At 46.8% G+C, this 26972-nt stretch carries 25 protein-coding genes; 13 read left to right on the forward strand and 12 right to left on the reverse strand.

Annotation, left to right across the window (positions count from 1 at the left end):
• On the forward strand, positions 1-276 hold the full coding sequence (locus QT990_RS22270) for a hypothetical protein (RefSeq protein ID WP_333465756.1): 276 nt from the start codon (positions 1-3) through the stop codon (positions 274-276).
• On the opposite strand, the gene QT990_RS22275 is transcribed toward QT990_RS22270, so the two are convergent.
• Positions 242-1222, reverse strand: a complete 981-nt coding sequence (locus tag QT990_RS22275; protein WP_333142887.1) for an ATP-binding cassette domain-containing protein — start codon at positions 1220-1222, stop codon at positions 242-244. The genes QT990_RS22270 and QT990_RS22275 overlap by 35 nt on opposite strands.
• Positions 1223-1420: 198 nt before the next feature.
• Here QT990_RS22275 and QT990_RS22280 point away from each other — a divergent pair, with 198 nt between their 5' ends.
• Positions 1421-2230 (forward strand): calcium-binding protein, encoded by an 810-nt coding sequence (locus QT990_RS22280; protein ID WP_333142888.1) that lies wholly within the window; start codon positions 1421-1423, stop codon positions 2228-2230.
• A 60-nt stretch (positions 2231-2290) separates the two neighbouring features.
• Here the strand turns inward: QT990_RS22280 and QT990_RS22285 are convergent, their stop codons facing one another.
• The 3 genes from QT990_RS22285 to QT990_RS22295 form a co-directional block, all read right to left on the reverse strand.
• Positions 2291-3298, reverse strand: coding sequence for an NAD(P)-dependent alcohol dehydrogenase (locus QT990_RS22285; protein WP_333142889.1), 1008 nt, complete (start codon positions 3296-3298; stop codon positions 2291-2293).
• Positions 3299-3482: 184 nt separating this feature from the next.
• Positions 3483-4286, reverse strand: a complete 804-nt coding sequence (locus QT990_RS22290; protein ID WP_333142890.1) for an SDR family oxidoreductase — start codon at positions 4284-4286, stop codon at positions 3483-3485.
• Entirely contained in the window at positions 4268-4477 is a 210-nt protein-coding gene (locus tag QT990_RS22295; protein WP_333142891.1) for a hypothetical protein, read from the reverse strand. Before QT990_RS22295 ends, QT990_RS22290 begins: the two co-directional genes overlap by 19 nt.
• A 261-nt stretch (positions 4478-4738) precedes the next feature.
• On the opposite strand from QT990_RS22295, the gene QT990_RS22300 reads away from it, so the two are divergent.
• Together QT990_RS22300 and QT990_RS22305 are read left to right on the forward strand one after the other, a co-directional pair.
• On the forward strand, positions 4739-5665 hold the full coding sequence (locus tag QT990_RS22300; RefSeq protein ID WP_333142892.1) for a DMT family transporter: 927 nt from the start codon (positions 4739-4741) through the stop codon (positions 5663-5665).
• Between the two features lie 198 nt (positions 5666-5863).
• On the forward strand, positions 5864-6721 hold the full coding sequence (locus QT990_RS22305; protein ID WP_333142893.1) for an Hpt domain-containing protein: 858 nt from the start codon (positions 5864-5866) through the stop codon (positions 6719-6721).
• Positions 6722-6856: 135 nt separating this feature from the next.
• On the opposite strand, the gene QT990_RS22310 is transcribed toward QT990_RS22305, so the two are convergent.
• A complete protein-coding gene (locus tag QT990_RS22310; protein ID WP_333142894.1) occupies positions 6857-7231 on the reverse strand; it encodes a hypothetical protein in 375 nt (124 codons plus the stop codon).
• Positions 7232-7862: 631 nt separating this feature from the next.
• Here QT990_RS22310 and QT990_RS22315 point away from each other — a divergent pair.
• The 3 genes from QT990_RS22315 to QT990_RS22325 all read left to right on the forward strand — a co-directional run bounded on the left by QT990_RS22315 (position 7863) and on the right by QT990_RS22325 (position 13010).
• Positions 7863-10385: an ATP-binding protein gene (locus tag QT990_RS22315; protein WP_333142895.1), complete on the forward strand. Its 2523-nt coding sequence runs from the start codon at positions 7863-7865 to the stop codon at positions 10383-10385.
• Between the two features lie 143 nt (positions 10386-10528).
• Positions 10529-11992: a CIA30 family protein gene (locus tag QT990_RS22320; protein WP_333142896.1), complete on the forward strand. Its 1464-nt coding sequence runs from the start codon at positions 10529-10531 to the stop codon at positions 11990-11992.
• Between the two features lie 139 nt (positions 11993-12131).
• Entirely contained in the window at positions 12132-13010 is an 879-nt protein-coding gene (locus QT990_RS22325) for a sugar ABC transporter permease (protein WP_333142897.1), read from the forward strand.
• 280 nt (positions 13011-13290) lie between these two features.
• On the opposite strand, the gene QT990_RS22330 is transcribed toward QT990_RS22325, so the two are convergent.
• Positions 13291-13992, reverse strand: a complete 702-nt coding sequence (locus QT990_RS22330) for a DUF4079 domain-containing protein (RefSeq protein ID WP_333142899.1) — start codon at positions 13990-13992, stop codon at positions 13291-13293.
• Between the two features lie 602 nt (positions 13993-14594).
• Between QT990_RS22330 and QT990_RS22335 the strand changes: the two genes are divergently transcribed.
• The gene (locus QT990_RS22335) at positions 14595-14675 is read left to right on the forward strand and encodes a hypothetical protein (RefSeq protein WP_333142918.1); all 81 of its coding nucleotides are present in this window, start codon (positions 14595-14597) and stop codon (positions 14673-14675) included.
• A 239-nt stretch (positions 14676-14914) separates the two neighbouring features.
• Here QT990_RS22335 and QT990_RS22340 read toward each other — a convergent pair whose 3' ends face one another.
• Together QT990_RS22340 and QT990_RS22345 are read right to left on the reverse strand one after the other, a co-directional pair.
• Positions 14915-15337, reverse strand: coding sequence for a DUF6335 family protein (locus tag QT990_RS22340; RefSeq protein ID WP_333142900.1), 423 nt, complete (start codon positions 15335-15337; stop codon positions 14915-14917).
• A 238-nt stretch (positions 15338-15575) separates the two neighbouring features.
• The gene (locus QT990_RS22345; RefSeq protein ID WP_333142901.1) at positions 15576-15782 is read right to left on the reverse strand and encodes a hypothetical protein; all 207 of its coding nucleotides are present in this window, start codon (positions 15780-15782) and stop codon (positions 15576-15578) included.
• 165 nt (positions 15783-15947) lie between these two features.
• Between QT990_RS22345 and QT990_RS22350 the strand changes: the two genes are divergently transcribed.
• On the forward strand, positions 15948-16361 hold the full coding sequence (locus QT990_RS22350; RefSeq protein WP_333103423.1) for a peptide chain release factor 1: 414 nt from the start codon (positions 15948-15950) through the stop codon (positions 16359-16361).
• A gap of 244 nt (positions 16362-16605) precedes the next feature.
• Here QT990_RS22350 and QT990_RS22355 read toward each other — a convergent pair whose 3' ends face one another.
• From QT990_RS22355 to infC, 3 genes are all read right to left on the reverse strand, one after another.
• Entirely contained in the window at positions 16606-17082 is a 477-nt protein-coding gene (locus QT990_RS22355; RefSeq protein WP_015176146.1) for a Crp/Fnr family transcriptional regulator, read from the reverse strand.
• Positions 17083-17284: 202 nt separating this feature from the next.
• Positions 17285-20326 carry a HEAT repeat domain-containing protein gene (locus tag QT990_RS22360; protein ID WP_333465757.1) on the reverse strand — a complete coding sequence of 1014 codons (3042 nt, stop codon included), beginning with the start codon at positions 20324-20326 and terminating at the stop codon, positions 17285-17287.
• A gap of 107 nt (positions 20327-20433) precedes the next feature.
• The gene (infC, locus tag QT990_RS22365) at positions 20434-20970 is read right to left on the reverse strand and encodes a translation initiation factor IF-3 (RefSeq protein WP_006635262.1); all 537 of its coding nucleotides are present in this window, start codon (positions 20968-20970) and stop codon (positions 20434-20436) included.
• 418 nt (positions 20971-21388) lie between these two features.
• Here infC and QT990_RS22370 point away from each other — a divergent pair, with 418 nt between their 5' ends.
• A complete protein-coding gene (locus QT990_RS22370; protein WP_333465758.1) occupies positions 21389-22411 on the forward strand; it encodes an alpha/beta fold hydrolase in 1023 nt (340 codons plus the stop codon).
• Positions 22412-22666: 255 nt separating this feature from the next.
• Positions 22667-23944 (forward strand): RNA-guided endonuclease IscB, encoded by a 1278-nt coding sequence (iscB, locus tag QT990_RS22375; protein ID WP_333142905.1) that lies wholly within the window; start codon positions 22667-22669, stop codon positions 23942-23944.
• 31 nt (positions 23945-23975) lie between these two features.
• Here the strand turns inward: iscB and QT990_RS22380 are convergent, their stop codons facing one another.
• The gene (locus tag QT990_RS22380; RefSeq protein ID WP_333300717.1) at positions 23976-24128 is read right to left on the reverse strand and encodes a hypothetical protein; all 153 of its coding nucleotides are present in this window, start codon (positions 24126-24128) and stop codon (positions 23976-23978) included.
• Positions 24129-24228: 100 nt separating this feature from the next.
• Between QT990_RS22380 and QT990_RS22385 the strand changes: the two genes are divergently transcribed.
• Positions 24229-24603, forward strand: coding sequence for a hypothetical protein (locus tag QT990_RS22385; protein ID WP_333142907.1), 375 nt, complete (start codon positions 24229-24231; stop codon positions 24601-24603).
• 575 nt (positions 24604-25178) lie between these two features.
• Positions 25179-26966 (forward strand): N-acetylmuramoyl-L-alanine amidase, encoded by a 1788-nt coding sequence (locus tag QT990_RS22390; RefSeq protein ID WP_333465759.1) that lies wholly within the window; start codon positions 25179-25181, stop codon positions 26964-26966.
• Positions 26967-26972 lie beyond the last annotated feature (6 nt).

The following is a 26972-nucleotide window of genomic DNA, read 5'->3' on the forward strand; positions in this document are numbered from 1 at the left end:
ATGCCCGTTCCACAAAACATTGAAACTTTAGTGGAACAGGCATCTTGCCTGTTCAATTTTTCGGTGTTAGCAACGGGCAAGATGCCCGTTCCACACAACATTGAAACTTTAGTGGAACAGGCATCTTGCCTGTTCAATTTTTCGGTATTAGCAACGGGCAAGATGCCCGTTCCACACAACATTGGAACTCTAGTGGAACAGGCATATTGCCTGTTATGGAGAATGAAGCCAGCCAAAAACATTAAACTTTTCCCGTGCGAAAAACTCTACCAATAACCTCTTCAATGGGCGGATCGGTAACAGTCAAATCTATCACGTCCAAGTCCGCCAAAATCTTCGCCACGCTCACCGTCAGCTCTTCCCTTTTCACCAAAAAACGCACCGATTGTCCCTCAATAGATTCTACCTCCCCGTAAGCAAAAGCACTATCTTTGGCCAGCGGCTTAGCTAATTTTACCTGAACTTCCCGATAAGGTGCAAACCTGTCGAGCAATCCGTCTAAACTGCCATCATAAACTAATTGCCCTTCATGGATTAACAAAACGCGCTTGCACAAAGCAGTAATGTCAGCCATGTAATGGCTCGTCAACAACACCGTTGCTTGATAGCGCTCGTTATATTCTCGCAGAAATTGCCTGACGCTAAACTGTGCGTTTATATCCAAACCTAAAGTCGGTTCATCTAAAAATAATACCTCTGGCTGGTGCATTAGTGCGGCCATCAATTCCGCTTTCATGCGTTCGCCTAAAGACAGCTTTCGCACCGCCTGATTTAACTTGCCTTCTAGTGACAGCATTTCGGTCAATTCTCCGACGCGCCGCCGATAATCTGTATCGGGAATGCCGTAGACAGCGGCATTAATTCGGAGAGAGTCAAGCACAGGTAAATCCCAAATTAACTGCTGTTTCTGCCCCATCACTAAGGTGATTTTTTGCAGAAAATCTGCTTCCCGACGGAAAGGAGTACGATCGCACACACTCACCGTACCCGCAGACGGATAAATCAAACCCGTCAGCATTTTCAGCGTAGTAGTTTTGCCCGCACCGTTAGCACCGAGAAACCCCACGACTTCCCCCGGTTCAATACTGAAAGAAACGCCCTCAACTGCTTTGATATTGCGGTAAGTGCGACTAAAAAAGTGTCGCACTGTTCCTTTAAGCCCCGGTTCTTTAATCGCTACCGGATAAACTTTGCTCAAGTCTTCAACTAAGATAATTGGCATCGGCTCAAATTTTAACTTTTATTTTAATCTAGGGTATTTCCATCAGGCTTGTGCCAAGATGGAGCGATCGAGCTATCTAGTAGGGTGCGCCAGCGATTGCTCGATCGCGAGTGAGGAAGTAACTGTGTTCTGGCGCACCCTAATAAGCTGTAGAATATTGCACAATATCCATGCTCACATCGCATCAAGTTTACAAATATGGTACTCACACCAGATAATTCAGGCATCTCTCGTTTGGTAGGAGACAATTCTCCTGAAAATATTACACTTGCACCAGGACAGCTTGCTAGTTTTCCTGGGGGACTTTGGATGCTGGGCGGCAATGATACTGTCAGGGGCTCGTCAGATGTAGAACGGATTTTCGGCAACGATGGTAAAGACAGTCTGTTAGGCGGTGTCGGCAATGATTCTATTTACGCCGGCAAAGATGATGACGATGTTTTGGGAGAAACTGGCGACGATTTCTTGACAGGAGATAGAAATAGCGATTTCCTAGATGGGGGTGCGGGAAATGATTTGTTGCGCGGAGGACAAGGCGTTGATTTGTTAGTGGGCGGTGACGGTAATGATACTTTAATTGGCGACAGAGATGTGGATATTTACCAAGGTGGTGGGGGGAGCGATGTATTTGTTTTTAGAGTCGATCAAGCGGGAATCCGAGTAGTTGGAATTGAAGTTCCTGACGCGGTAATTGTGGATTTTGATAAGTCTAGCGATTCGATTGGAATTAGTGTGGCATTTACCAGCAGCAATATCTCCTTGGAAGAGGTAAGTTATAGCTTGAACGATCCGAGACTGCTGCTGATCGATCCTGCAAGTATAGCCGGTGGAACTAGCTTATTAGCCAAGGGCGGCATCTCCCAGCGAAGTCTCGATCCCGATGGCAACGGCCGTGTGGAAGCTACTAATATTAGATTCGGTTTTACTAATGCTTTGTTGGGTACTGTTTTGAATGTGACCCCAGCCGATTTAAACGGCCGTTTTATTAATGCTAATTCTTTGCTTTAATTCGTTGCTTATATATCTCTAGTAGGGTGCGCTAGGCGCACCTTACCCATTACCCATTATCTAACTCACCGTCAAAACTGCGCGATAGCGCACTTGATTGTCCCGGACTTTCTGAATTGCTTCATTCGCTTGTGCGATCGCAAAAACTTCGACAATCGGCTCAATCTCAAACTTCTCTGCAATTGCCAGCATTTCATTAATCATAGCGCGACCGCCGATGAGAGAACTCACAATTCGGCGTTGCTTCATCAGCAGCGAAAATAACGGAATGCTCAAAGGTTCGTCGGGAACTCCCACAAAAGCAAGCGCACCGTTAGAATCGAGAAAATCAATGTACGGAACCCAATCTAAAGAAGCAGGAACAGTGCTCAACAAAATATCTAATTTGCTGCTGGGGGCTTGAGGAATTTCGCCTTTTCCTACTACAATAGCTTCGTCCGCCCCCATTTTATGTGCAAATTCTGCCTTATCTTGGGAAGTAGTAAAAACTGTAACGCGGTTTCCTAATTTTTTCGCAAATTGCACCGCCATGTGTCCCAAACCGCCGATGCCGAGAATGCCAATTTCTTGCCCGGAACTCATCCCTGCATTTCGCAAACCGGCGTAAACTGTAATTCCGCCGCACAACAGCGGCCCCGCTACGTTGGAATCGATGCCTTTGGGAATAGGAAAAGCAAAGCGGGAATCTACCATCAAATAATCGGCAAAACCGCCCGGGCCTGTAACAATTAATCCCTGGTTTTCATCGCAGAGATTTTCGTTACCGCGCAAGCAGTCGCGGCACTGCAAACAAGACGACCGTTGCCAGCCGACACCAACGCGATCGCCCACTTTTAAATGAGTCACTTGCGGCCCTATTTCTGCCACTTCTCCGATAACTTCGTGGCCCGGAACGAGGGGATATTTTGATTGACCCCAGTCATTGTCAATCATGTGCAAGTCAGAGTGACAAATGCCGCAGCTTAACACTTTTATAATACATTCATGTACTTTTGGAGGGGCGACATCGAATTTGTATTCTTCAAGCAATCCGCCTGTTTTTGTAACTGCAAGTGCTTTGATTTGCATGGTGTATGTCCTGGTTTGTTTGCCATTATTATAGTGTTCGGGCGGCTTTCACAGTCTCTTTCTTTAGTTGTATATATTCAGGTGAACAGATCCCTAGGACTGATGCGCGTTACTAATAATTTGTCTGGTGCTTATGGCGCACCTTACCAATTAGCAATTACCAATTAGCAATTACCAATAAGTCTCACAGCTTGCCCTTTTCCATTGCCCACTGCATCAAACCGGGGAACAAACGATAAGCTTCCGACGCTACAAAAGCAGGGCCGACGGTAACTTCTGCACGCTGATTTTTCACAGCATCCCAGATAGCTTTAGCAATATCTTCGGGCTGAGTTGCCCACTCAGATTTCAGCATTTTGCTCATTTGCTGGCGGCGCGATTCGACTGCGGGTTCGTCTCGATCGCGAAATTGAGCTCTTTCTAAAAAATCGCTGTTAATCAGGCCCGGATGCACGGCGCAAACGTGAATACCTTGAGGCGCTAATTCCAATCGCAAAGTTTCTGTTAAACCGGTTACTGCATATTTGCTGGCGCAATAAGCAGTCATTTGAGGCAAAGGCATTTTGCCGCCAATGGAACCAACATTGACTATTGTCCCTGTTTTTCGTTCCAAAAAATGTGGCAACATTTCTTGAATTGTGTTAACGCAGCCCCAAAAATTGGTATTCATTAATTGCTGCCAGTCTTCGGAGGTAGTGTGCTCGATCGCCCCCGTGAGACAAATGCCAGCATTGTTAACTAAAACATCGATGTGGCCGCAGGCATCTAGGGCTTTTTGGACGATCGCCCGCACTTGTTGAATGTCGCCCACATCCCCCGGAATAGCTACAGCGGAAGTGCCTTCTCGCTGCACTTGGGCCGCTGCTGCTGCCAATCTCTCTGGCTGGCGAGCTACCATAACTACATCGTAACCTTTACTTGCAAATAAAATTGCTGTTGCTTTGCCGCTTCCTTGAGAAGCGCCTGTAATCAAAACTGTCGGAGCCATAGATAGTTATAAATTGTAATATCAATTCCGGCTGAACCGGAATGAGTGTTGACTGTTGACTGTTGACGGTTGACTGTTAACTGTTTGAATAATACCGATGCAACCGGAAACGAGATGATTCGGACTTGTTTGATGTTGAATTTTGTAGGGCGGGTTCGCAAACAATAATTGCCCGTAATATACAATTTCATAAACCCGCCCTGCCCCTACTATACATTAATATTTCTTGGATATGGGAATTTTTTAAGAAGGGCGATCGGTTTTTTTTTAACGAACCACGAAGACGCGAAGGAAGAGAAGGGAAGAGAAGGGAAGAGAAAGTCTTCAGAAAGTGTTCAGCATTATGTAAAAATTGCTATATAAATTTTCCCAATGCCCAATGCCCTGTTTGGCCAATGCCCTGTTTGGCCAATGCCCAATGCCCTGTTTGGCCAATGCCCAATGTCTAAAAAATGAATCTTCCGAAACAAACGCCGAATTGGTCGATCGCCCTAGTGTTAATTATCGGCGTTTTAGCCGTCTCAACTTCCTCCATCTTAATTCGGCTGGCTAACTTTTCAGCAGGGGCGGGCGGTTTGGGTTTCAGTCTGGTGCTCGCGGCCTCTCGTCTGACTTTATCTGCTTTAATTCTGCTTCCGGCTTGGCGGAAAATTCAGTGGAACGCCCTGCAACCGGGAGCTCGGCGCTATGCTGCTACTGCGGGTTTGTGTCTCGCCCTGCACTTTGCCCTCTGGATAACCTCACTTTCTTATACTTCGATCGCCGCCTCGACTGCTCTCGTCACCACTAATCCTGTCTGGGTAGCGCTTTTGTCGCGCTTCTGGTTCGGGGAAAAACTCAGCAAACTGTCGATCGCTGGCATTACTATAGCCCTGATTGGGGGAATGGCGATCGCTCTGGGAAGTGCGGGCGCAGCTAATGCTGGCAGCAGCCAACTGCTAGGCGATTTCCTTGCTCTGGCTGGTTCCTGGGCTGTTAGCTTGTATTTGCTGCTGGGCCGGGAAGCTCAGCGGCGGGGGCTGGGAATTGGCGGCTATATCGCGATCGCCTATACTGTGGCTGCGATCGTCCTGCTCCCTCTCCCCTTCGCCTTCGGCACTACTTATACTAATTACCCCCACATTGTATATTTTTATATTTTGTTAACGGCCGCTGTGCCTCAGTTAGTCGGCCACACCATTTTGAACTGGGCTGTAATGCAGATTTCCCCAACTCTGGTAACTCTTGCTATCCTGTTTGAACCGGTGGCGGCGAGTTGGTTGGGTTATTTGCTGTTTGGGGAAATGCCGGCGCCGGCGGTACTCGTAGGTGCTGCGGTGCTGCTGTTGGGGGTAGCAACCGCTACCGTCGGAGCCAAAAAAATTACTGTCAACAGTTAAGAGTTAACAGTTTTCGACATTGCCACTACAGTTGCCGTGAGTCAGAATAAAACAAATTAGGGCTTAAAAACAAAAATAACTCGTCAGTTAAATATCGGTTCCCAACTATCAAATGTCTGATTAATGACAACAGTCAACTGACAACAGTCAACTGACAACAGTCAACCGCTCCTAGGGTGCCTTTCGGAGAATAAAATTATGCTGCCAGAACAACTACAGCGGATCATCGGCTACTTTATCGAAGAAGCCACAGAACAGATCCAAATTATCGAACCAGGCTTGCAGGACCTGCAAAACACCGTGCCAGCTCCCCAAAGAATACACCAGCTCATCCGAGCCTCGCACTCGATTAAAGGGGGAGCAGCTATGCTCGGATTTAGCAGCATTCAGCGCATTGCTCATCGTTTGGAGGATTATTTAAAGCTGCTGAGAGAATGTCCGATCGCCATTGATAGCAGGCTACAATCGCTCTTAACCGAAGTTTTTGATATTTTAGCAGCCCTCGTGTCCAAGGTTTCTAAGGGTTTTGGGCTCAACCACGAAGACGCAAGCCAAATGCTCTCCCTCGCCGAACCGGTTTTTGACGAACTCGACGCTTACCTGAGAGTCCGAATTCCCACTCGCCTGACGGTGAGAGCTACTACGGACGAACATATTCACGTTTTCTCCGGTTACTGCACCTCCCTGAGCGAATTTTCCTCGGCTATCGCTTCGCGCGTCGGTTTGCTCGGAGGCACTATTACCCGCCACGAACAGGATAGCCAGGGCCTACGCCTTTGTGTTGACATTTACCTGCCGCCTTACACCAGGATCGAAAACATCCGCCAAGCTGTCGAACTATCCGGTGCTATTATCGGGAATGTTCAGACGCAGCGCGACTTTTCGCTGCTGGCAACTGCGGATTATCCGGTTTACCAAAGTGCGATCGAACCTCCCGCAATTTGCATCGGATGCCGCTACTATTACGGCAGAAGCGACGGCGGCTACCTGCTCAACTGCACGATCCATCCCCGCGGCCCGGAAACAGAAGATTGTCGCGATCGCGAACCGGAATAACCGCTGAAAACTCAGCCCTCGGAAGCACGATTGGCCACCCGAAAAACTATTCAGAAACCAATATTTTCCCTGAAACTTTTCACATTACCCCCTCCAAATTCTTTTTGAGTTGCTAGATAACGAGATATTTGTCTCTTAGACAACTAAATCCTTCTTCCTTCTGAAACCTCCCCTAACCACTGATACCGCAACTCGAATTAATTGCATCATGCTTGCAGGATGAGCGATCGCCCAGACATTGATTGTCAGACAAGTGATTGCCATAACTAGCAAGATGTATGTCGGAGGCATTACTACCCCGATCGCGAACCAGGTAAAAACGTGAAATATCATTGCTGTAGCCCAAAGGCTGGCCACACCCACAGACGCCCAAATTTGCATTCGAGGTCGGTTTAGTCCTGTCAAAATCGCTGTCAGCAAAGTATTCAGCAAGTTTGCCGGAACTAAAAAGGCACAGATAGCTATGCAGTAGGTATGAGAAAATTCAGTAACTGTATTGAAGTCGATCATCAGTCTAATTGTCGGGCCTGTTGGGTATACTTAAAGAGCTTAGCGTGACTTGACTTTCAGATATTGTCACCCTTACCTTAACTTAATATTTCAGTAAGTAGGCCGCTCTGGAGACGCATTTCTCTCGGGAGCATCTCATATTTGTACAAACACTTCTTCTGGCGCCTGACTTCTTCCTTCTGACTCTTTTCTCCTGACTCCTGACTCCTGACTCCTAACTCCAATTTCTAGCGGAGGGCTGCTTTCATTGAGATGCTCCCTTTCTCTCCCCCTTTTCCAGCAGGAAAAATTTTACCACAAATATTAAAGTTTGGGGAAATTATTAAACATACTGGAAGAATGGCAAAAATAGCTGTGATAATTAACATCGGGAAGCGATAGTATAGAAGAGCCAAGTCTGTAAAATTTCTAGAAGGCTGAGGCTGCTAGAACAGCAACACATACGGCAGGCTGATTTTCGACTCAATCATTTTTGATTCGCTGATTCTCGGATGATGGATTCTCAGTGTCCGTCAAGGGAGCGAGCCGTTATGCGATCGAACAATATGAGATTATTATGGAAAAGCCAATTTGCTCTCAAATCTCAAATCAATAGAACCCTCTAGAAATTTTACAGCGGAAGACAAAGAAAATGGATCTACAAATCACAATTCCCGCGCTCGAAGAAGTTGACTTGACAAACTGCGACAGAGAACCGATTCACATATCGGGGCACATTCAGCCACACGGGGTGCTACTTGTTGTACGAGAACCTGAACTAGAAATACTGCAAGTCAGTGAAAATACGCAAGATTTGTTAGGAGTAGAGCCGGAAAGTGCGATCGGTCAAGATTTGAGCTTATTATTCGATAGAGTTCAACTAGAAAAACTCAATGCCTGTTTGCGGAATGAAAACTTAAAAACAGTCAATCCCATTAAACTCTCTGTTCATAAAGCAGGTAAATCTTTAGAATTTGACTGCATCCTTCACAGAGTAGAAGGAGTTTTGATTGTCGAGTTAGAATTAGCTACCAGCCAAGAAAATATTTCGGTTTTTAGCTTTTATCATTCAGTAAGAGCCACTGTTAGCAAAATTCAAAGTGCTAAAAATCTCAAAGAATTATGCCAACTGACTGTAGAAGAAGTCAGGAAAATATCTGGTTTTGATAGAGTTATGGTCTATCAATTTGACCACGAAGGCAACGGGGCTGTGATCGCTGAAGACAAAGCAGAAATGCTGAGTCCTTTCTTAGGATTAAACTACCCCAGCTCAGATATTCCCAAACAAGCCAGACAACTGTATGCGTTAAATTGGCTGAGGTTAATCCCAGATATTAATTATCAACCAGTCCCCCTTGTTTCAGGAAACCATGCTCTTACCACCCAGCCCCTCGACCTGAGTTTCAGCGTGTTGAGAAGCGTTTCTCCCATTCACATAGAATACCTGCAAAATATGGGCGTTGCAGCTTCGATGTCAATCTCGTTAATCAAAGACAAAAAACTGTGGGGATTGATTGCTTGCCACAACTATACACCAAAATACCTCAACTATGAATTGCGTGCCGCCTGCGAATTTATCGGGCAAGTAATGTCCTTAGAACTGCAATCAAAAGAAGGAAACGAAGACTACGACTATCAACTACACTTAAAATCTATTCTCACCAAGATTTTTGAAGACATATCCACCTCCGAAAACTTGTCACAAGTCTTAGTTAAATGTCAGCATAATTTGCTAGAAGCAGTCAACGCCCAGGGAGCAGCAATAGTATTTGGAGACAATTGCTATCGAGTCGGGCAAACACCCCAGGGAGAAGCGCTCAAATACTTAACTCAGTGGGTGCAAAATCACCTAAACAAAGAAATTTTTTCTACAGACTCGCTGACCAAATGCTATCCAGAAGCTGAGGAATTTAAAGACACGGCCAGCGGGTGTTTGGCCATAGCAATATCCCCGACTCAGAAAATCTACGTTTTGTGGTTTCGCCCGGAAGTAATTAAGACCGTAAATTGGGCAGGCAACCCCAACAAACCAGTTGAAAAAGATGAAGAGGGCCACCCTCGACTGTCTCCTAGGAAATCCTTCGAGCTGTGGAAGGAAAATGTGAGGTACAAATCGTTGCCTTGGAAACAATGCGAAATAGACGCTGCATTGGAACTGAAAAAAGCAATGATTAATATAGTGCTACGCCAAGCCGACAAACTCGAAAAATTAAATACAGCACTAGAAGCATCAGTCGCCAGAGAACGAGAAAAAACTGCTAATTTAAAAACAGCGATGTCCGAGCTTAAGCGGGCGCAAACTCAATTGGTGCAAAGCGAAAGAATGTCAAGTTTGGGACAGTTGGTGGCGGCGGTAGCTTATGAAGTCACTAACCCGATTAACTTCATCTACGGCAATCTTAGCTATGCTAATGAATACAGTCAAAAAATGATTAATTTATTGCAGCTTTACGAGCAGCACTATCCGTCGCCTTCGCCAGAAGTTCAAGCACAAATAGAAGCAGTAGAATTAGAGTTCATAGTTGAAGACTTACCGAAGTTGCTGGGCTCAATGAAAGTAGGAGCTAACCGCATCCGCGAGATAGTTCAGTCGCTGCGAAATTTCTCTAGAATTGACGAAGCAGAGATTAAACCAGTTGACATTCACGACGGATTGGACAGCGCTTTGTTGATTTTGAGCAACCGACTCAAACCGAAGCCCGATCGCCCAGCAATTCATCTCATCAAAGAATATGGCTCTCTGCCTTTGGTTGAGTGTTACGCAGTTCAAATCAACCAAGTATTTATGAATGTACTGACAAATGCAATTGATGCTCTCGAAGAGGCCTTTGTCAACAATAATTTATCGTCGCACTGCGGGGGCGAAGAAGAGCCAGTGACGTGCGGACAAATTCGGATTGTGACTGAAATTTGTCCGGGAGGAAAAGCCGTAGCAGTTCGGATCAAGGACAACGGTTGGGGCATGGAAGAAAAAGTTTGCCAGAAAATTTTTGAGCCGTTTTTTACCACAAAACAGGTGGGCAAAGGTGCGGGGATAGGTTTGGCGATTAGCCACGAAATTGCGGTAGAACAACACGGTGGCAAATTGACTTGCATTTCCGCCCCCGGAGAGGGAACCGAGTTGATTATTGAGATTCCCTTAAGCCAAACTCATCCCCAACCCATTGTCAAGTGAAAAAAAGTCCGCGCAAGCGAAGCTATCTTCCCGCAGGGGTTCCCGAAGGGTAGGCGAGGAAATCGCCCAAATTCAAAAATCGAAAATTCGATTAAAATACAAAAGCAGCTAAGTAGATTTGAGCCAATTCAGAGGAAGCTAATATGACTGAAAAAAAAACCGCCCAATGGGATGCCGGCCGGTTTCTCCAAACCTTGGCTTATTTCGGCGTCATTCCCTTCATTGGCAGCATTAGCTGGCTGCAACAACTCTTTGGAAGCAGCAGCAAAACTAAAAAAGACCAACCCAAACTAATACTGGTAGCCGGTGCTACCGGCGGCGTCGGGAAGCGAGTTGTCAAGCGGCTGCAACAGCGGGGATATAGAGTGCGAGCTCTCGTCAGAGATACCAAAAGAGCAACAGAAATTCTCGGCCAAAATGTCGAGTTAGTCGAAGGAGATATCACTCTGCCAGAAACCCTAACACCGTTAGTAACCGAGGGCATAGAAGCAGTTATCTGCTGCACCGGCACGAAAGTTCAACCGGTAGAAGGAGACACCCCCACCAGGGAAAAATACTATCAAGGCATCAAATTTTATATGCCGGAAGTTGTCGATGTTCCCGAAATCGTGGAATACAAAGGCCTCAATAATTTAGTGCAAGCTGTTCGCCGCCAGCTAATTCAAGCAGGCGAAAAAATAATTTTTGACTTCACAAAACCCAGCCAAGATTTAAAAGAAACTTGGGGAGCCCTCGACGACATCGTGATGGGCGGCACCAGCGAAAGTTCGATTCGGCTGACAGACAATACTGCTTTATTCACAGGCAATGTTTCTACTGCCAACTCGGGCGGCTTTGCTTCGGTGCGTACCCGCAACTTTGATACTCCGCTCAATCTCGCAGGATTTAGTGGCCTCCAACTACGTGTCAAAGGGGACGGCAAGCGCTACAAGTTGATTGTTCGCAACGAAGCTAAATGGGATGGAATTGGCTATTGCTATTCGTTTGATACTGTTTACAATATCTGGATTACTATCACTGTTCCTTTTGACCAATTAATCCCAGTATTCCGCGCGAAAACTGTTAAGGATGGCTCTAAATTTGATGCCAGCACTATTTTTTCTTTTCAGTTAATGTTGAGCAAGTTTGAATATGATGGCGCGCTCAACCCGAAATTTACACCGGGTCTTTTTCAACTGGAGTTAGAATCTATTAAAGCTGATGGGGGACAGACTTTGCCGCGATTTGTGATGGTGAGTTCGGCAGGAGTTACCCGCCCTGGCCGCCCTGGAATTAACTTGGAAGAAGAACCGCCGGCTGTCAGGATGAATGATATGTTGGGGGGGATTTTGACTTGGAAGTTGAAAGGGGAAGATTGCGTGCGATCGAGCGGCATACCTTATACTGTGGTCAGACCTTGCGCTTTGACTGAAGAACCGGGAGGCAAAGCTTTAATATTTGAGCAAGGAGACAATATTAGGGGCAAAGTCAGTCGGGAAGATATTGCAGAATTGTGCGTGGAGGCTTTGGAACAACCTCAAGCTTGCAACGTTACTTTTGAGGTAAAAGAGGGGGACAATGCTAGTTCTCCCGGAGACTGGCAGGGTTTGTTTTCGGGAGTTAAATAAGTGTTAATCCCTTATTACTCGGCGGTTGAAACCGCGTCTACACAAACCAAGTCTGCCTCCGCAGACTAAGAAATAACTGGTTCCCAGGCTCGGGCTGGGAACGAGTAATAACTAATAACTAATAACTAATAACTAATTTATGCCTTTGACTTTTTTGCGACAAAACCTGACTCCTTATTTGTTTTTACTTCCGGCTTTATTTATTTTGAGTTTGACTGTTTTGTGGCCGGCGGTGCAAGCTTTTTATTTGAGTTTTACCAACTACGAATATGATTTAACTCAAATGCCGCAGTGGGTGGGGTTGAAGAATTTTTACAGGTTGTCGGGCGATCGCACATTCTGGCAAACTTTGACGAATACCCTGCTATATCTGACCTGCGTTGTGCCTGTATTGGTTGTTCTACCGTTGGGAATGGCGATTTTGTGCAATCAAAAACTTAAGGGGATGAACTGGTTTCGTGCAGCCTACTACACGCCGGCGGTGATTTCAATGGTTGTCGCCGGGATTGCTTGGAAGTGGCTGTTTGCTGAGACTGGATTGCTGAATCAGTTGGGGGAATTGTTGGGTTTACCTCCTGTTTCTTGGCTGGCTAATCCGAAGTTAGCAATCTTTAGCGTCATGGCGGTTACTATCTGGAAAGGATTGGGCTATTACATGGTGATTTATTTGGCAGGGCTGCAAGCTATTCCGGCAGAACTTTATGAGGCGGCTGCTATTGATGGTTCTGATGGTTTGGGCAAGCACTGGGATATTACTGTGCCGCTGATGAAGCCTTATTTAGTTTTAGTGGCGGTAATTTCGGCAATTTCTGCTACTAAGGTTTTTGAAGAAGTTTATATTATGACTCAGGGCGGGCCTCGCAATAGTTCTAAGACGGTTGTTTATTATCTTTACGAACGGGCTTTTAAGGATTTGGAAATTGGCTATGCTTGTACGATCGGGCTGGTTTTGTTTTTGCTAATTTTGGGTTTGTCGATTTTGCAAGTTAGCCTTCAGGGTTTGACTCGCAATGATTAAGATTTATGACTGATTAGTAGTGACTGAGATATTGCACCATTCTCATCTCAAGAACAGGCAAGATGCCTGTTCCACAATACATCACATCTCCAGAACAGGCAAGATGCTTGTTCCACAATACATCACATCTCAAGAACAGGCAAGATGCCTGTTCCACAATACATCACCTCTCAAGAACAGGCAAGATGCCTGTTCCACAATACATCAAATTGCTTGTGGGGTGTCCCGCCCTTCTAATTTCTACTAATTTTAGACTTGAATCTCTAAGTAATGCGATCGCTCACGGCTTTGGGCAGGTCTTATTGGTGAAATCACAGGTATAAATATAAGGTTTCTGCCAGTTCAGAGGAATTTCTAATAAATCCCTGGTTCCGGTCATTCCCTGTCCCAGAAAGAGCAGCACAGCGATCGAATTCAATACTACATGGATAGTGCGCCAGCGATTTGAACGGTCTTTGTAAATGTCTTCAATGATGGCAAGGGAGAAAACCATAATTAGCGCAGCGGTGATGCCAATGTAGTAGTGAGACCAATACCATTCATTGGTTCGCCGATAAACGCCATCTTGAGTGCCAAGAATCACCAAACCAGTACCTGTTAGGGTCGCAAATATGCCGCGCCATAAAGCGGGTGTCGCTCGATATAGCATCACCAAAGAGGCGACAGTTGCAACAAACATCAGGGCAATGAAAATGACCTGAAAGGAGTTTTTGCTCCAAACATCCTTGCTCAAAATATGCTCAAAAATCGGGTAGGCTAGACCCACCAACGTCACTCCTACCACAGAACCTGACAGCATTCGACCTGCTTTGACGTGTTCTGAACCGACTACAGGTGGAATTTTGCTCTTGGTGTCGATCGCAATTTGCTTCCGACGCTGCATGGTTTGCCACCCCATATTGAGAACAACACCAAGCATAGGAAAAACAATCGCTACAGCTAAAATAGGATGCAGCAAACCCAGAAAATCTTTAAATTCCATAAATAACCTTTTTGTTGAGGAGGGTTGGCTTCATCAACCCGGTTTTTGCCATACATAATATCATATCCGGCAATCTAACCACAGTAAGTTTGTAGTCAGGACTCATAGTAATTGTTCATCTGCCTAGAGATAACTGAAGTCCTGACTACAAACACGCTTTATGAAGGGTAACTCACCGGAAATGTTGATAAATCAGAAAATATAGCAGTTGTCAATTGGGCGAGCTACAGGTTTCTCAATTACGCAATGGAGCAATTACAATTACCTTGTTCTCAGGTAAACGAAAACTGCTGGTGGTAATGTCCGTGGCGGTTAGCCACTAATTCCCTGCATCGCTTTGAACCTATATCTTACTAGCCTTTCATTATGGAATAACTCTTCGCGAGAGTGAAAACACGTCGGCGCCGAACTCAACCAAATTACCCGGATAAGTTATAATTTGAAGACCTAATTTTTAAGGGTTTAACCCCTTTAATTTATAGAATTAATTAACTAATTGGTACACTAAAAAATAGTTTAATTTGTTATTATTTATGCTACGAAATTACCGGGAAGTCATTACCCGCGAGCCAATTTTATAAAAAATCTGGGGTTACGATTTTATGGGTGAGCCAAACATTATTAAAGTGTATATTCGTGCGTTACGGATTAAGTTAGAAGCAAGTAAGCTGTCGCGCATTTAAATTGTAGGTTCAGGGCGGGCGGGACGCCCACCCCACAATAGTTTGATTATTTTTTGACATCCAATTTAAATGCAGAACAGCTTAACTCAAAACGTCGGCTGCATACTGTTCGGGGAGTTGGATATGTGCTGCGAGAGCAAAAGTGAGGAGGGGCGGATTTACAAATACTTGGGATATGAAGTATGGATACTGGTGAACCCGCTCCTATTATACTACCTATTTTCTGGTAAAAAATTGACCTAAAAATCCGGTCGTTCCTGATAATCTTCCGCAGAACTCGGATCTAATTCCCAGCGACTTTCATCTCGATGTTCAAGCATATTTGTTGTGTTCAAAATAGCGCCATCGGGCATTTCTATGCCCGCAGCGGCTCCGAGTTCGTCAACAATATCCAGGTCGGGAGTAGGCGTGGTTCCGCCCACCGATTGCTCGCCAGTGGCACTTTCTTGTTCCGCAGCAGGATCGCCCTCCTCGCCACCGATTCGGGAACTGGTGGAAGAGTCTTCTGAACTGCTGTCCTGCAAAATTGTTATGTCGTCTTGGCTCAATCCCGGTTGATCGATGACGCCAGTACCGTAAGATTCGGTAATTTCTTGAGGCAATTCGCCCAAATTATCACCATCTCTTGTTGTTTTTGCGTTGCGTTCCTTTTGCTGTGCCACGAGACTTGCTCCTGTTGGTTTTTGAACTCAATTAAATTAAAAGTGTCCGACTTTCGCTTGAGCTGAATTATTTTTAGTTATTGCCAATTGATGTCATTAAGTGGCATCATAATTGCTATTTAAGCTAAAAGCTTCTATCCCAGGAAATATATGGATTACGATCGGCTATTTCATTGGGAATACAAAAAGCGATCGCCCTTTTGCAACGGGCGATCGCTTTTTAATGGGGATGTTAATTCTATTCGGGAAAATCAGGAATTATCCATTTGGGGGGTTCCGTGCGTTTCCTTCTCACCGCTTCCTCTGCTATTTCTAGCATTTTATCCAGAGAAGTATTTTCAATAAACTGGGACGTTGCTTCTGCGTATTCCCGCTTCGGGCACTTGTCGCCCAGAACGCAGCCATTGACGCAAGCTACAGCACAATCGACAGTGTTCTCCACCATAACTTTTTTCCTTTCACGGTTCCAACAACTAATAGGCAGCTACTCTGGGTGAATTTGTCAAGAGACAGCTCTATATCTTTATTTTACTTCACAAATTGTCATCAAAGGTCGATCGTCATGGCAAAAGTGTTATAAAATCAAAGCAACCTACCTAATCTGCCGATCGTGAGTAATTTTCTGCGGCGCTTAAAACTTTTACCTTGGCGAGAAATGCTGCAAATTGCCGCCCTCGTCAATTCAATCGTGATTGGATTGGAGTTATTTTTAGCCTGGGGTTTCACGCAATCCCGACCAATCCGCAACGTCGTGACGCTTCTTTACGGTTCCTCCCTGGGGACATTGATACCTTTCGCTGCTGCACTGGGAATGGGAGCTTTAGCAGTGTACTTTTTAGAGTATTGGCAACAACAATTTTTGCTCAACCGAATTAGTTTGTGGGTTTTAGTTTTCTGCGTACTCTTGGGTTTGGTGTTAAAGTCATTCCTACCCATCCCTCCTTTATTAGCAAGTTTATCGGAAGCTGCACTAATCGGAGTTACGGTGGGAGTTTTTTGGAAGGGCCGGCCTTATTGGCGATAGTCATGCCATTTTAGATTTTAAATTTTAGATTTTAGATTTTAGATTTTAGATTTTAGATTGGCTATGACTGATGAATATTCTGGTTTGGGGGTTGTCTATAGTTACATTTTTTTGTGAATCTAGTATAAGGTGCCAATAGCGGACACTAGCCAGAAAAATTGTGCGCTATTGGCACCTTACAGAAGATAAATTGTGCAGAATTACCGATCGACTAAAAACACAATTAATTCCCAATTCCCCAATTTCATCGCATCTCAGGAACTCTCACAGTCTCTGTAGGAGGCATAATTGCCTCTTTAGCATTCAACTTTTGATTCAACTCCCGAATCCGGCGCGACAGCAAGCGAATAATATTCACCGCAATTCCCGGCGTTTCATCAATCGCATCATATAGCTGCATTTGAGTCAGCATCAAACACTCGGATTGTTCGAGAGTAGAAATAGAAGCCGATCGAGGTTCTGCATCAAACAGCGACATTTCCCCGAAACAAGCCCCCGCTTTCAACTGTGCCAAATCCCGATCGCCTATATGCACGCGCACCGTTCCCGATACCAAAATATAGAGAGATCGACCTTCTTGTCCTTCCGTAAAAATCCTGTGCTTAGAAGGAAACGAAAGTTCATCCATTACCGATGCTAGACGCACGAGAAAATCATCCCGCAGTTCCTTAAAAATCGGAACCTCCCTCACAAACAATAGGCGTTCGACGCTGGTTAACATAATGAGATGCAATGATTAATTTAAACTTAAACAAAGGAAGAGGCATTGGGCATTGGGCATTGGGCATTGGGCATTGGGCATTGGGCATTGGGCATTGGGCATAGTTTCTTTTTGTTCCCTCTTCCCTCTTCCCTCTTCCCGACATCCGTTACATCCGTTACATCCGTTACAGAATCCGTTGCCGAACTTCCTTCTTCCTTCTTTACCTTTTTCCCCCAGCACCCAACTCTGCCATCATCTCTTCAACTTGAGCGGATACCAAATTATCGGGGTCATTTTGCAGCCTGGGCAACAATTCGACCAAAGCCCGGGGCGAGGCTATTTTCAAATAGGCTAACACTGCTTCGCGGACAAAACCCGTCGGGTGCTGCAGACAGACAAGAGTTTGTTGAGCCGTCAGACTCCAGCGCGCTTCTCTCGCCAAGTGAAAGCAGCAGGCCAAGGCCCAATCCGAAAGGAAGTGGCGCAATTCTAGCAAGCGGCGCAAACGATCGCTAGGGGCTAGAGGTTTGTAAACCATCAATTCCGAGAGGTTGCTCAATTTTTCTCTTTCCGAGTGTTGATCTAACAAATTGATGAGCGATCGCTTCCTAGCTATATCCACAGTATTGTCGAGAATTTCCAATCCCCTAGCAAGCAAAGAAGGTTGGCCAGAAGCGATGTTGAAAGCAGCCGCTTGTACTGTGTCCAGCGGATAAAGAAACTTCATCAGCAAAAAACACCGATCCTTAGCGTCCGCTTCCAACCCCGCCAGAGCACGCTGCAACAATTGAGCCGTATCGCCCCCATGTGCCCCAGTGCTGTTAGCACCCCCCGACAAATTGCCGTAGCTTGTTACCCCAGACAAATCTACCAGACCTGCATAAATTTGACCGATAAACATTAACTCCTGTTCGATAAGAGTTTCCAAGCCGCTACGGCCGATGCGGTCTAGAACCCCTTCTATCCCCGCTTCCGAAGGCATTTTCAACAGGATGCGAAGGATGTTGCGCCTGGTCGTGCCCCAAGTCGTCATCAAATTGCTCACCAAAATGTCGATCGCCTCATTTGTCCCAATTTGACCCAGAGCCGTCCAAGCTTGCAACCTGACCAAATCCGACTTGTGGATATCCTCAGCCAAATACACGAGCAAAGGAATGGCATCGTTGTGAAGTTTGACTATAGCCTGCAAAGCCGCTTCCCTAGTCGATTTGTAACCGAGTCCGCGCAGCAGCGAAGGATAATATTCTTCCGAATGAGTAGACGAAATCACGTCTAACAGAGCACAGCGCACTCGCAGAGATTCATCTTGCAACAGATTGGGGATGTACAGCCGCAGTCCTTGCAAATAATCAGCCTCTCCCAGAGCCCGCGTCCCCATAACACGTTCCCGCTCTTGTTTGTGCGTCAGCATTTGGCGCAGCGTGTTAGTAGCCTCTGCCTTTTGCAGGCGATCGCCCCTTCTCATAATTAAAGCAGCCGCCGTACCCCGCACCACCGGATCGACCGTCGGCTGCAAGTAAGGCCGCAAGCTCTCAATATTCGGTTCAGCTTCCGTCAGCCAGATGTAGCGCAAAGCCAAAGCCAGCACCTCCGGCGGCAAGGATTGCTGCGAAAGTGCGCGGACAGCTTCTAAATATGCGGGGTTCGGGTGTTGCAGCATCGTTTCCAAGCTCTGGCGCTGCAAACCTGGGGACAGCGAATCGAGGATGGGAGCCAGAACTTCTCCGACATTTTTGGGGTCAATTTGCGTCAGGAGTTCTATGCAAGAGCGCTTTTCATCTTCGCCCCCCGGCTTTTGTAGAGTTTCCACCACTGCGCGCTTGAGAGCTTTGAGGTCAACGTCTGTGACGCCCAAGCGCCCCCGTTCTGCACTTTTGACCAACAAACCCACGTATTGAGAGCGGATCAGCCAGACCACAAACACCCACACTAGGGCCAATATTACGATCGCGCCAATAAATATCAAGCTTTGCTGGTCGTGAAATACATCTATATCTTGCTGGGGGAGTATCGTGCCTGTCACCCACAGCATAATCAGGATGCCGACTCCTGTAACTCCGGTGGACAAAGGTTCGCCTACACCGTTGACCAGGGTTTGAATGCCCGATCGAATATTGTCGGGAATCGGTTGAAATAAAACCGGGCTAACAGTTTCCAACAGCGTGTAGTGCAGCAGTTCGTCTAAAAATCTCAGCAATATCAGCCCGATGAACACAGATACTAGCTGGCCCAGAGAGGCTCCTATCGTCAGCACTCCGAGTATAGCGATGCCCGCCGGCAAAATCATCGCCGTCACGAATACACCGATTCTTTCCACCAACCGGCTCGAAGCGAACCACTGAGTCGCCACTTGAAACAGGCCTTGTATGCCTTCATAAATGCCCAGGAAGCTAGCGATCCAGCTAGCTCCGTCCCCCGGGTTTTGGTATTCTAGCTGGCTGTAGAATTGGAAATCTACCAGCACGTAGACGACTTCTGCGAGGATGAAGAAACTGACTAGAGGTACGGCGTATTTTTGGAGCGGGCCTGTAACTTTGCGGGCGGTAAATTCTTCTTGGTCGTCGTCTTCGTCGTCATCCGTCCAGTGAGCCGTTTCCGGGAATGCTTGGCTGTATTTTTCCGTGAGGTAGTAGAGCAACACCGAGCCTGTCGCCACCATCAACCCCGATATGAGGGTAACGTTTTTGAGTCCGACTACGTACAGCAAAACAGGCAGAGAAAATCCGCTGACTACTCCAGCTACTAGATAGCCGCTACTGACTAGCGGATAGGTGCGCTTGATTTCTCTAATATTAAACAGTTGGTTGGAAGTGATAGAAGTATTAAGGTCGTTGAGGACATAGCAAGCTTCTACCCACAGCCACATCAAAAAAATAGTAATAAAAGCGATGCTGACGCCAGCTATCTGAGTATTTTCGTAGCCGATGCCGAATCGAAACAAAAATAGCGGTATCGACATCATTGCCAGAACAACCACTACGGTGCGCCTTAGCGGCAGGATTTTTTGCAGCCACGAGTAGACAAATCCCAAGCCAGAACCGATAAACGCGCTGGCTATGTAAATCCAGGGCATTTTGTCTGCACCAAATTCATCTAGAAAAAGACCTACTGTGCTGAGTTCCAGCCAGATCAGCCCGACGGAGGTTAGAGTGTAGACCACGAACATCAGTACGGTTCGCTCTACTTCTTCCGATCGCAGGTTGAGCGATCGCAGCACTCCTTGTCTTACTCCCGCCGAACCGCTGATTTGAAAATTTTCCATGCAGCGTTGATTTCCCTGTGTGGTAGCTTATTCCTGACTAACTTCGGAAGTCATCAGCTATCAGTCACCAGTTTATGACTGATGACTGCTTACTAATGACTATCTATTTATACTTTCTTTGGCGACAGCAGCATCATCATACTGCGTCCTTCTTTTTTGGGGGCTTGCTGCACTTCTGCGATTTCCTGCAAATCTGTGGCCATGCGCTTAAGCAAGTCCTCTGCTAGGTTGCTGTGTTGGATTTCCCGACCTCTGAACATGATCGTGGCTTTTACTTTGTCCCCAGATTTGATAAAGCGGTCTGCTAGTTTGAGGCGCACTTGGTAGTCGTGTTCTTCAATTTTGTAGCGCATCTTCACTTCTTTAACATCGGCAGTGTGCTGCTTCCGCTTTGCTTCTCGCGCTTTCTTTTCCTGCTCGAATTTGTACTTCCCATAGTCCATTACCCGGCATACGGGCGGGTCAGCTTTGTCGCTGACAAGTACGAGATCGAGTTCTTTTTCTTCTGCGAGGCGCAGCGCTTCTGCAGGCGTCAATATCCCTAGTTGCGCGCCGTCGGTATCGATTACCCGGATTTTGGGGTATCGAATATTTTCGTTAATCTGAGGTAGGTTGCGATTTTGTCTTCTTTCAATCACAGGCATGAATGGTTTTACAAGCAGTAGTTTAATAGCGAAGCTTCTTGATAGTTACAGGTTTGAGCGGTCAATTTTTCACGATTGACGATCGAACTGTTTTATAAGGTGTTACCCTTACCGGACGTACTACCGCGCCCTGTGTCCCCTCCGCTAAAGCGTTGGGGAATATTTGGACTGATCGTAAATGAATTCTTACAATACTTGCTATTCTACTCACTCTGGCTGAGTTTCTGCCTAGTTTTATTTTAACTTCACACACGATCGCCCGCCCCCTTGCCCGATCGATGACAAAACCGTCAAAAATTCAGGGTAAAAGCTTAAGGATGAGGTAAAACCGCTTTTCCTAGCCCATCTCGCCCGGTCTGGCAAGTCCCCCAATTCGCCTGATGTGCCTTGTAGAATAGGTATAAGCAAGTGTAAATTTATGTTGCGAGCTGAGGCAAAATTGACAAATTCTCTGCTGTGGCACCAACGGGTGGGAACTCAACGAGACTGGATGTGGCGGGGTTGGCAAACTCGCTACACTTATTTGCGGCCCGATGGGGTACGAAATCAAGGCGCGATCGAATCTCAAGATTCTGCGGCCGAACCAAGGGCCCCGCGCGCATCGGGAACGCCGATTATTTTACTGCACGGGTTTGGAGCTTCGATCGGTCACTGGCGACAAAATCTCGCCCAACTAGCCGAAAACCAAACGGTTTACGCCTTGGATTTGTTGGGGTTTGGCGCTTCCCAAAAAGCTCCGATCGACTACTCTGTGTCTTTGTGGGTTGATCAAGTTTATGATTTTTGGCTAACTTTTATCAGAGAGCCAGTAATATTGGCAGGAAACTCGATCGGCTCGCTAATTTGTCTGGCCGTAGCTGCTGCTCACCCGGATATGGTGGCCGGCACGGTGATGATTAGCCTCCCAGACCCCTCTGTGCGAGCCGAGGCGGTGCCCGGATGGCTGCTTCCGGCGATCGAAGCGGTTGAAAGTTTGTTTGTTTCTCCGATCGTACTCAGGCCTTTGTTTTATTTTGCCCGCAAGCCTTCCTTTGTCCGTCGCTGGGTTGGCTTTGCCTACTCCAACCCCGAAGCTGTTACCGACGAATTAGTGGAAATTCTAGCAGGGCCTGCGGGCGATCGGGGAGCAGCCCGCGCCTTCTGCGCTTTATTTAAAGCTGTAGGGAGTACACAATTTTGCCCCAGTGTCAAGACTGTGCTGCGAAATTTAAGAATCCCGATGCTATTAATTTGGGGCAAACAAGACCGGATGATTCCCCCTCGGTTCGCCCGACCCCACCAATTTGTCGAATGCAACCCCAATTATTTAGAGCTAGTTGAATTAGACAATGCGGGCCACTGTCCCCAGGATGAATGCCCGGAACAAGTAAATCAAGCCATTTTGAACTGGATGAGCCGGAATTTTGCACCTATGGGCGAGAGCGAATTGCAGCACTGTTGATTAGACGTCAACTACCGCACACCAACCCGAAGGGTCTGGTGTGGGCTTGAAAAAGCCTGTTGACCAGACGGCTAGTTCTTGACTAGCAGGCGTTAAGACCAAGCGTTAAACTTCGTACCTTGAAATGCGTGCCAGTTTCAAGCTCTACAACCGAGCAATTAAACAGGTGATTAAGGGAAAGCCAGTGTTGCTCAGATAGTACCGAGTCTTAACATCGTCGAGGCAAACTTAACCAAGAAATTGAGTGATGCAGTAATGCGTACATTTGTCCTAGATAAAAACTTGAAACCTCTTGACCCATGCCACCGGGCACGGGCAAGAGAACTATTGAAAAAAGGGAGGGCTAAGGTTTTTAAACGCTATCCGTTTACCATTGTTTTACAGGATAGGATTCTCGAAGATTCGGTAACTCACTGTCACCGAATCAAAATTGACCCAGGTAGTAAAACTACGGGTATTGCCGTGGTTCAAGAGCAAACAGGTCGCGTCACGAACGCATTAGAAATTGCTCACCGAGGGCAACAAATTAAAGATACTCTCGAATCTCGCAGAACGCTCAGAAGAGGGCGTCGCAACAGAAAGACCCGTTACCGCCAACCCCGTTTTTTAAACAGAACCCGTAAAACAGGATGGTTGCCACCATCTCTTGATAGCCGTGTTGCCAATATTGAAACCTGGGTTAGGCGAATCAGAAAGGTCTGTCCCGTTACCGCCATTTCTCAAGAATTGGTGCGTTTCGATTTACAACAGTTCCAGAATCCTGAAATTTCTGGAATCGAATATCAAAGGGGCGAATTATTCGGTTTTGAAATTAAGGAATATTTACTGCAAAAATGGAATAGGAAGTGCGCTTATTGCGGTGCGACAAATGTTCCTTTCGAGGTTGAGCATATTCTCGCCAAGTCTAAGGGAGGAAGTAATCGGGTCAGCAATCTGTGTCTTAGTTGCCATTCCTGCAACCAAGCCAAGGGAAGTAAACCCGTTGAAGAATTTCTCAAGAAAAAACCTGAAATCCTTCAGCGGATACTAGCCCAAGCCAAGACACCTCTACTGGATGCAGCAGCCGTCAATGCTACTCGTTGGGAGCTATACAGAAGACTACAGTTAACCGGACTGCCCGTGGAATTGGGTTCAGGGGGACGAACAAAATTCAACCGCCAAACCAGGGGAATAGAAAAACAGCATTGGACTGATGCAGCTTGTGTCGGGGAATCAACTCCCGAAAGACTACTGCTAAATAGCGTGAAACCTTTGCTAATTAAGGCTAAGGGACACGGAAGAAGACAGCGCTGCGGAACCGACAGATTTGGGTTCCCCATTCGTCATGCACCGGCCCAAAAGTTCTTCATGGGTTTTCAAACTGGGGACTTGGTGAAAGCTAACGTCCTCACTGGAAAATATGCAGGAAGCTACACAGGCAGAATTGCAATTCGGTTTAGACCAAGTTTTAAGCTAACCGCAAGAGACAAATGTTTTGACGTGCATCCAAAACATCTGACAACTATTCATAAGGCTGATGGCTATGAATATTAGTCCTAAAAACAAGGATGCCCTGTCGGGCAACTTATTTATTGGCGACAATTTCCCAGACGCTAATCCGTTGGCGGTACTCGCGGAGCTCGATATATCCGCCTCGGTTATAGCGTCCGCCCCCTTGTCGCATTTTAGGTGGACGACTCATGGAGCAAAGTAAGTCTGCGTCTTTCTGTGATGTCATGTATCTACTGTTATTGATGGTTGCTTCTTTGAGAAGCTCAGAGATTGACACAATCACCAAGATAGTGTATCTTCTCTAACTGGTAGTACAGATCCAAGTTATGCAGTTAGTCGAAAGGCAAGTCATTAAACCAAATCACAGGTTTTACCCAGAAGCCGATCGATTGTCTTTGCTGTCCAACAAACTTTACAACTGCGATAACTACTATATCTACGGTCAAAACTTTTTCTCAGGTCAACTAACCAATGCTCTGGGTGTCTATCGAACACTCAAAAAGAGTCTAAAGTACAAAGCATTGCCGGCCCAAGTAACACACAAAACTCTCCCGTTACTGCTGAAAACATGGACTAGCTATCATAGTGTTAAATTGGCGGGCGCGATCGCGATCGCCCCACTAAGTTTCAAGCAGCACCGAAAATCCATGATTAAAAAATTCAGAAAAAAGAGAGCAGGGGCGATATGTAGTTGTATTTAACTGTCAATCTGTTAGCAAAAAAGCTTTACCCAAAGAATATGTCAGTTGGTCTGGGACTAACATTTGGAGGCCTTGAAAAGTTACCTAAATCTTGAAAATCCGGATTGTTCGCGAGGTAAGTTGTTAAGTTATTGAGGTAGTTTAGGAAAAGTTAGAACAAAACGCAAGTGTAAAGCGGATTATAACCCTGGCCGTAACGAGCTTCGCCAACATTAAAGAGCTATGAAACCCCTCCCTGGAAAAACGGTAAAATTCTACCTTCTAACTTGTACCTTCTAACTTGTACCTTCTAGCTTCAAGAAACACCTTGTTTCTTGCTCCTAAAAATAAATACCTTCCCTTGTGCCAACAATCTTTCAGTCTGCTTATAACCGATCGCCCCCAAGTATACGGGAAAGTTCAAAAATGCCGGGATCTGGCATTTTGGAGCCTGTTAACGCATAAAAAAGTCAATTTAGCCAACAACTGACGGCCCCCGTGCCCCCGGTCTGCTGGCGGCTAACTGCTGAAAGCCTCTGAGGGCAAGCAGCGCCCTTCCAGCTTTTGGCAGTAACGCAAACGAGGAAAAAACTGTCGTGAAATTCCACTGGCTACTACCGAGTTTCTTAAGTGTATTTTTGCTCGCCGGAGCCGCCGAAGCAGCTAGACTGCAATCTTGGCGGTTTGATGCTTCAGAGAACCGGCTTTACATTACAACAGACGGGGGAGTACAACCCAAGGCTCAACTGATTTTCAACCCGACGCGGTTGGTAATCGACTTGCCGGGGACGAGTCTGGGCCGTCCCTCGGTCAGCAAACCGCTCTCAGGGGCGATCGAATCGGTGCGGGTAGGGCAGTTTGACAACAATACGACCAGAATTGTGGTCGAGATCAGAGACGGGTTTACTATAGACCCTCAGCAAGTAAGATTCCGGGGTATTTCTCCGAGCGAGTGGACAGTGGATTTGCCAACGCCGGTGCGGGGAGAAACTCAAAATCCGATTTCAGAGCCAGGGGGAGAAAGGTTATCGGTTGAACCTTCAGCATCCCAAGCCCAGTCTGGCGAGGCGACTGTAGTTCAGAACGTTCAGGTGACGGCGGACGGTTTTTTAGTCCGCACTGCGGGCGGTCGCCCCCAAATTAATTTTGAACAAAGTCGCGCTGGGGACATCGCCACCCTCGATATTGAAGGAGCGAGTTTAGCGCCGGGTCTAAGCAGCCAACAGCCTCAAACGAACGGCCAGCACGGGGTTGACAAGATTGAAGTCCGGCAACTGCCAACAGACCCGCCCGTTACCCGCGTGACTTTGCGGATGAAGAGTCCTAATACTCAGTGGCGGGCGTCTGTGAGCAATTTGGGCGGGGTTGTGCTATTGCCTGGAAGTGTAAGACAGCCCTCGGTTCCCCGCAGCCTGACTGTAGCTCCTCCGGCGAGACAAGCTCAAGGAAATTTAGCGAGAGTTCAGTCAATTGATTTAGCCAGTAACGGCACGCAACTGGTGGTGAGAACTGACCGCCAAGTCTCCTATACCAGCGGGTGGGATCAGGGGTCGAGAGCTTACTGGATCAGGATCGCCTCTAGTGTCCTGACGGGCGAAATTCCTCAGCTCGATGCCAACAGTCCTGTATCGTTTAGTGCCAGCCAAGAAGATGCGGAGACTGTGGTGGTTTGGGTGCAGCCGCGATCGGGGGTAGAGGTCGGCAGGGTGACGAGGCCGAACCCGCAGTTGCTGTCTTTGCAGTTGCGATCGAATGCTAGCGCGCAGCCTTTGACTCGCACTCCCAATTTGCAGCCTTTGCCGAGAAGGACTTTCGGAACCGATGAGTTGCCCCAAGCTTCTAACCGCCGCGCCGTAGTAGTGATCGATGCTGGTCACGGTGGCCGCGATCCGGGGGCAGTCGGGATTCAGGGCATTCAGGAAAAGGAGATTGTTTTGGATATCTCGCTTCAGGTGGCGAGGCTGCTGGAACAGCAAGGGGTGCAGGCGGTGATGACTCGGACTGACGACAGGGAAATCGACCTGGATCCCCGAGTTTCTTTGGCGGAACGGGTGAATGCTAGTGTGTTTGTCAGCATTCACGCTAATGCGATTAATATGAGTCGGCCGGATATCAATGGCATTGAGACTTATTATTTCAATAACGGCCAAGATTTGGCCAGGGTGATTCACGCCAGTATTTTGGAGGGGACGGGGGCGAGTGACCGCCGAGTGCGGCAGGCGAGATTTTATGTTTTGAGGAAGACTTCTATGCCTTCTGTTTTGCTGGAGGTGGGTTTTGTTACGGGTGCTGAAGATGCTGCTAGGCTTTCTGACCCAGCTTACCGCAGTCAAATGGCGGCTTCGATCGCTCGCGGCATTTTGCTTTATCTTCAACAAAGATAATGGGCA

This window comes from Microcoleus sp. T3_B1 (assembly GCF_036700445.1).
Classification (GTDB): domain Bacteria; phylum Cyanobacteriota; class Cyanobacteriia; order Cyanobacteriales; family Microcoleaceae; genus Microcoleus.

Coding starts and splice junctions, on each gene's coding strand:
- iscB (WP_333142905.1), top strand. CDS start 22,667: ATGCGTACATTTGTCCTAGATAAAAACTTGAAACCTCTTGACCCATGC.
- QT990_RS22305 (WP_333142893.1), top strand. CDS start 5,864: ATGCTGCCAGAACAACTACAGCGGATCATCGGCTACTTTATCGAAGAA.
- QT990_RS22330 (WP_333142899.1), bottom strand. CDS start 13,992: ATGGAATTTAAAGATTTTCTGGGTTTGCTGCATCCTATTTTAGCTGTA.
- QT990_RS22380 (WP_333300717.1), bottom strand. CDS start 24,128: ATGACATCACAGAAAGACGCAGACTTACTTTGCTCCATGAGTCGTCCA.
- QT990_RS22320 (WP_333142896.1), top strand. CDS start 10,529: ATGACTGAAAAAAAAACCGCCCAATGGGATGCCGGCCGGTTTCTCCAA.
- QT990_RS22360 (WP_333465757.1), bottom strand. CDS start 20,326: ATGGAAAATTTTCAAATCAGCGGTTCGGCGGGAGTAAGACAAGGAGTG.
- QT990_RS22370 (WP_333465758.1), top strand. CDS start 21,389: ATGTTGCGAGCTGAGGCAAAATTGACAAATTCTCTGCTGTGGCACCAA.
- QT990_RS22310 (WP_333142894.1), bottom strand. CDS start 7,231: ATGATCGACTTCAATACAGTTACTGAATTTTCTCATACCTACTGCATA.
- QT990_RS22270 (WP_333465756.1), top strand. CDS start 1: ATGCCCGTTCCACAAAACATTGAAACTTTAGTGGAACAGGCATCTTGC.
- QT990_RS22280 (WP_333142888.1), top strand. CDS start 1,421: ATGGTACTCACACCAGATAATTCAGGCATCTCTCGTTTGGTAGGAGAC.
- QT990_RS22345 (WP_333142901.1), bottom strand. CDS start 15,782: ATGGTGGAGAACACTGTCGATTGTGCTGTAGCTTGCGTCAATGGCTGC.
- QT990_RS22325 (WP_333142897.1), top strand. CDS start 12,132: ATGCCTTTGACTTTTTTGCGACAAAACCTGACTCCTTATTTGTTTTTA.
- QT990_RS22335 (WP_333142918.1), top strand. CDS start 14,595: ATGGGTGAGCCAAACATTATTAAAGTGTATATTCGTGCGTTACGGATT.
- QT990_RS22275 (WP_333142887.1), bottom strand. CDS start 1,222: ATGCCAATTATCTTAGTTGAAGACTTGAGCAAAGTTTATCCGGTAGCG.
- QT990_RS22355 (WP_015176146.1), bottom strand. CDS start 17,082: ATGTTAACCAGCGTCGAACGCCTATTGTTTGTGAGGGAGGTTCCGATT.
- QT990_RS22315 (WP_333142895.1), top strand. CDS start 7,863: ATGGATCTACAAATCACAATTCCCGCGCTCGAAGAAGTTGACTTGACA.
- infC (WP_006635262.1), bottom strand. CDS start 20,970: ATGCCTGTGATTGAAAGAAGACAAAATCGCAACCTACCTCAGATTAAC.
- QT990_RS22290 (WP_333142890.1), bottom strand. CDS start 4,286: ATGGCTCCGACAGTTTTGATTACAGGCGCTTCTCAAGGAAGCGGCAAA.
- QT990_RS22385 (WP_333142907.1), top strand. CDS start 24,229: ATGCAGTTAGTCGAAAGGCAAGTCATTAAACCAAATCACAGGTTTTAC.
- QT990_RS22300 (WP_333142892.1), top strand. CDS start 4,739: ATGAATCTTCCGAAACAAACGCCGAATTGGTCGATCGCCCTAGTGTTA.
- QT990_RS22295 (WP_333142891.1), bottom strand. CDS start 4,477: ATGAAATTGTATATTACGGGCAATTATTGTTTGCGAACCCGCCCTACA.
- QT990_RS22285 (WP_333142889.1), bottom strand. CDS start 3,298: ATGCAAATCAAAGCACTTGCAGTTACAAAAACAGGCGGATTGCTTGAA.